Origin of the sequence: Streptomyces milbemycinicus, from assembly GCF_002154605.1 — a bacterium.
Taxonomy (GTDB): Bacteria; Actinomycetota; Actinomycetes; order Streptomycetales; family Streptomycetaceae; genus Streptomyces; species Streptomyces milbemycinicus.
On the sequence record NZ_MUNE01000557.1, the window covers coordinates 1 to 4,110 of the forward strand.

A 4,110-nucleotide genomic window follows, 5' to 3' on the forward strand; every position below is an offset into this window, starting at 1 on the left:
GCGGCATTCGGCTCGGGCGGGTGCGGGTTTCGTCTCGGACCCTCCGGGTCCAAAGCGCCAGCAGGAAGGGGGAAGGGGGCGGCTGGCCTGTCGTCCTGGTTCCTCGGCCCGGCGGGTGGCCGGGCTCAGGACAAGCTCCGCTGCTGCCGCGCGGTGGCGGGCACCGGCGGGCGGGATCGGCGCTCCCCCTACCCCCTCTCAGAAAAACGCTTGATGCAGAGCAAGTGTTTTTTTGAGAGGGGGTGGGGGGAGGCCCGAACCGGACCGACGTCCACCGCTCCGAGCGACCATCCACCGCTGGCCACCGGCCGTCGGCGGCCGCACGCCGGCCGGTGAGGGCCCATTGGGCTGGATGGCAACGATGCCTCCGCCCTTCTTCCGCTGCTGGCCGCTCTGCGCCGAAGGCGCAAGACGATGCCCGCACTCGGCGGCCGGACCATGCCGTCCGGCGGTCGCCGGCCCGTTCGTCACGCTCGCGCGCCTCCGGTCCAGCGCACCGCTGGGCTGACCGGCTCGCCACCGCGCGGCAGCAGTCGCGGCGGAGCGCAGCGGAGCCTGTCTTGAGCCCAACTGTCCGCCGGGCCGAGGAATCGGGACAACGAGCCGGCCGCCCCCTCCCTCCTCCTGCTGGCGCTTTGGACCCGGAGGGTCCGAGACGAAACCCGCACCCGCCCGAGCCGAATGCCGCGAGATGGCGCATAGGCGCAGGCGAAGCGCACCCACACCCGTATGCCTATGACTGTGTCCGGTGGCCCTCTGGTCTCGTCTGAGGTGGCATGGCGTTCGTCATGTGCCCGCGCCGCCGACCTGGAACCACACCGCTTTTCCCGGGCCGGGGCCATGGTGGCAGACGCCCCAGTCGGCGGCGCAGCTGTCGATGAGGAACAGGCCCCGGCCGTTTTCGGTGTCTGTCGTGGCCCTGGCGAGGGCGCGTGGTGACGGCATGCCGGGCGCGTCGTCGCTGACGAGGACGCGGAGGGTGCCGAGGGCGGCCCACTCGGCGTAGAGGGTGACGGGTGCCGCGCAACCGCTGTGCAGGCAGGCGGTGACGGCGTTGGTGACGGCCTCGGAGGTGAGGAGGAGGGCGGTGTCGGTGAGGTCGGGGCGGTTGGCGGTGCGCAGGGCGGTACGTACGGCTTCGCGAGCGGTGCGGACCCAGGTGGGGTCGGGTGGGAAGACGAGGGAGAAGTCGGCACGGGGGTGCTCGGGGCTCGTGGGCATGTTGCCTCCTTCGGCCAACGGCCGGATGGCGTGCGCCGGTTGGGCGATTCGTCTCCGACGGTAGAGTTGATGGTTTAGCTAGCGCAACTCATTCTGGGGATTTAACCCTCCCGAGTGGACCCATCGCCCCAGAGGCGGGCAGACTGCGCGTGATCCACGAAGGGAGTCGCGCGATGGGGCTACGGGCCAACCCGACCCAACGGCAACGACGGCTGGGCGAAGAGCTGCGGAAGTTGCGCGAGGCGAGTGGGCTGTCCGCGACGGAAGCGGGTGCCCACGTGGGGTTGGGGCGGGCGCACATGAGTCACATCGAGACGGGGCGAACGGCCATCCCCGAGGAGAAGCTGCGGGCACTTGCTGACGTATACGGTTGCACAAGCCATCCCTTGGTCGATGGGCTGTGCGAGATGAGTCGCGCCACGGGGCGGGGCTGGTGGTCGGCCTACAAGGAGACCCACGACGCCCGAGCCTTCGACCTCACGGAGTTGGAGGAGGGCGCTGCGACACACCGTTCGTTCCAGTGGATGTACGTGCCCGGTCTGCTCCAGACCCCGGACTACATGCATAGCCTCTTCGAGAGCAATCGGCCGAACCGCCCTGAAGTGGTCGACAGGGCTGTCGAGTTCCGACTGCGGCGGCAGCAGGTATTGCTCGATGGAGCGCAGCACTTCCACGCGGTCATCCACGAGGCTGCTCTGCTCATGCAGTTCGTGTCCGCTGACGTCATGCGCCGCCAGATCGAGCATCTTGTCACGATGGCCGAGATGCCTCAGGTGCGCATTCAGTTGCTCCCGTTCCAGGCGGCCGTCAACGCGGCCGCTACCCCTGGCGTCCCTTTCGGCATCCTGGACGGCCGGGTGCCAGAGCTGAGTACCGTCTACGTAGAGCATCCGGTCTCGTCCGTCTTCCTCGGCGACCGGGAGCACCTTGCCCAGTACAACGCCGCCTTCGAGCACCTGAGTACGGTGGCGCTGTCGCCGATTGCGCTTCGGGCTGGGCGCGAGTGCCATACGAAGCGAGACTCGCTCCAGCTCATCCAGCACTTGCTGTACGTACTGTGAAGGGAACCTCACTCATGCCTTCGTGGCGGAAGTCAAGCTTCAGTAGCGGTCAGATCAGCTCCGATTGCCTGGAGGTCGCTGCGTCGCCGCACAACCGCATATTCCTGCGCGAGAGCGACGACCCGACCGCCGTCATCAGCACCGCCCCGGCCCGGTGGGCCACCTTCATACGAGGCGTCAAGCGCGGCGACTTCGACCGACTTCCCCAATAGCGACCGCTTGAGGCCAGCACCGCCCCCATGGCGCGCAGCCTAGCCTGTGAGCCGACGGCGGACGCCGTCATGTGGCGGCATGGGAGGGCGCGGCGCGTGATCGTGTGGGTGAACGGTGCGTTCGGCAGCGGGAAGACGACCTTGGTGGAGGAACTGCACCGGCGGCGGCCGGACGCGCTGGTCTTCGACCCCGAGCACATTGGCTATGTGCTCCGCGAGATCGTGGACATCCCCACCGGCAACTTCCAGGACCTGCCGCTCTGGCGCCGTCAGGTCGCCCACATGGCACTCGGCCTTGCGCAGGACTACGAGCGGCGGCCGGTGCTTGCGCCGATGACGACGGTCAAGGCCGAGTACGCGGAGGAGATCTTCGGCCCGCTGCGGACGGCTGGGGTGGCCGTGCACCACTTCTTCCTCAAGGTCTCCCCGGAAGTCCTGGCCCGGCGTATCGACGCCCGGGTCCATCACGCGGATCTGGCTCGTGACGAGGAGGTCAAGCGGTGGTGCAAGGCCCAGATCCCGTTGTGTACGGCCGTGGCGGACGCGCTGCCCGCGGACACGGTCTTCCTGGACGGGGAACGGTCCGTGGGCGAGTTGGCGGACGTGGTGCTGGCCCGGGTGGACGGGGTGCCGCGGCCCGGTGGCGGATAACGCGGCCGGTCAGCCCTGGACAGGGGCCGCGAGTGCCGTCGCCGTGGCGCGGGCGAAGGCTTCCGGGTTGTCGAGCATGATGTTGTGCCCGCAGTCCGGGATCGCGACGACGGACACTCCGGCCTCGGTGAGCGCTTCGGCGCCGGGGAGCGGGGCGTCGGCCTCGGGGAGCAGGTAGGTGCGGGGGATCTTCAGGTCGAGCAGCAGCTCACGCATGGTGGGGACGGTGCCGCGGGTGAGGTGGAGCGCGCTGCGGTGCAGCGCCTCGCGGCCGGCCAGGCGCATGGTGGACCACCAGTGGGGGCCGACCCGGTCGTGGACCTCTTCCCAGCCGTCCACCAGGAACTCCTCTTCCGTGTACGCGGCGATACCGCTGCTGCCCGAAGAGCCGGGCTTGCGCGGGATCGGGTCGAGGTTGGCGTCGATGAGGACCAGGCGGGAGACCAGGTGGGGGTGGCGGGCGGCGAGGACGATGGCGACCGAGCCGCCCATGCTGTGGGCGATCAGTTCGGCGCCGGTGACATCTGCGCTGGTCAGCGCCGCGGCGAGGGTATCGGCGTGTGATTCAAGTGTGTAGTCGAAGTCCGTCGGCCGGTCGCTGATGCCGTGACCCAGCAGGTCGATCAGCAGCGAGCGGCGGCCGGTCAGGAGGGGGTGTACCGCGATCTCCGCGAAGTAGGCGGGCGATGTGGCGCCCAGGCCGTGCACATAGACGCGTGGCGGCTCCTGCCCCGGCAGCTCGACCCACCGGATCCGGTCGCCCTCGGGCGTTACGGCGGCGTTGCGCATGGCCTGCTCTCCTGCGGTCACGATCGATGCATCGATGGAGAGACGAGAGTAGCCACAACACAACGCGGTGGACCCGCCGGGTCCGGCTCCGGCGGCCCGGCACCGAGCACCGCGCCACGGAGTACCGCGCCACGGAGCAGACCCGGCCGTATGAGGGGCCGCGGGATCCCGCGGCC

At 69.6% G+C, this 4,110-nt stretch carries 5 protein-coding genes; 3 read left to right on the forward strand and 2 right to left on the reverse strand.

From position 1 onward, the window contains the following. Positions 1 to 786: 786 nt before the first annotated feature. On the reverse strand, positions 787 to 1,221 hold the full coding sequence (locus CCN51_RS37915) for an ATP-binding protein (RefSeq protein WP_014180287.1): 435 nt from the start codon (positions 1,219 to 1,221) through the stop codon (positions 787 to 789). Positions 1,222 to 1,394: 173 nt separating this feature from the next. Here CCN51_RS37915 and CCN51_RS37920 point away from each other — a divergent pair, with 173 nt between their 5' ends. The 3 genes from CCN51_RS37920 to CCN51_RS37930 all read left to right on the forward strand — a co-directional run bounded on the left by CCN51_RS37920 (position 1,395) and on the right by CCN51_RS37930 (position 3,145). After that, positions 1,395 to 2,282, forward strand: coding sequence for a helix-turn-helix domain-containing protein (locus CCN51_RS37920; protein ID WP_014180288.1), 888 nt, complete (start codon positions 1,395 to 1,397; stop codon positions 2,280 to 2,282). Between the two features lie 14 nt (positions 2,283 to 2,296). Next, complete coding sequence (locus CCN51_RS37925; RefSeq protein ID WP_078610680.1) at positions 2,297 to 2,494, forward strand: DUF397 domain-containing protein; 198 nt, start codon at positions 2,297 to 2,299, stop codon at positions 2,492 to 2,494. Positions 2,495 to 2,590: 96 nt separating this feature from the next. Continuing rightward, a complete protein-coding gene (locus tag CCN51_RS37930; protein WP_014180290.1) occupies positions 2,591 to 3,145 on the forward strand; it encodes an AAA family ATPase in 555 nt (184 codons plus the stop codon). 9 nt (positions 3,146 to 3,154) lie between these two features. Here CCN51_RS37930 and CCN51_RS37935 read toward each other — a convergent pair whose 3' ends face one another. Then, the gene (locus CCN51_RS37935; protein ID WP_014180291.1) at positions 3,155 to 3,934 is read right to left on the reverse strand and encodes an alpha/beta fold hydrolase; all 780 of its coding nucleotides are present in this window, start codon (positions 3,932 to 3,934) and stop codon (positions 3,155 to 3,157) included. Between the last annotated feature and the right edge of the window lie 176 nt (positions 3,935 to 4,110).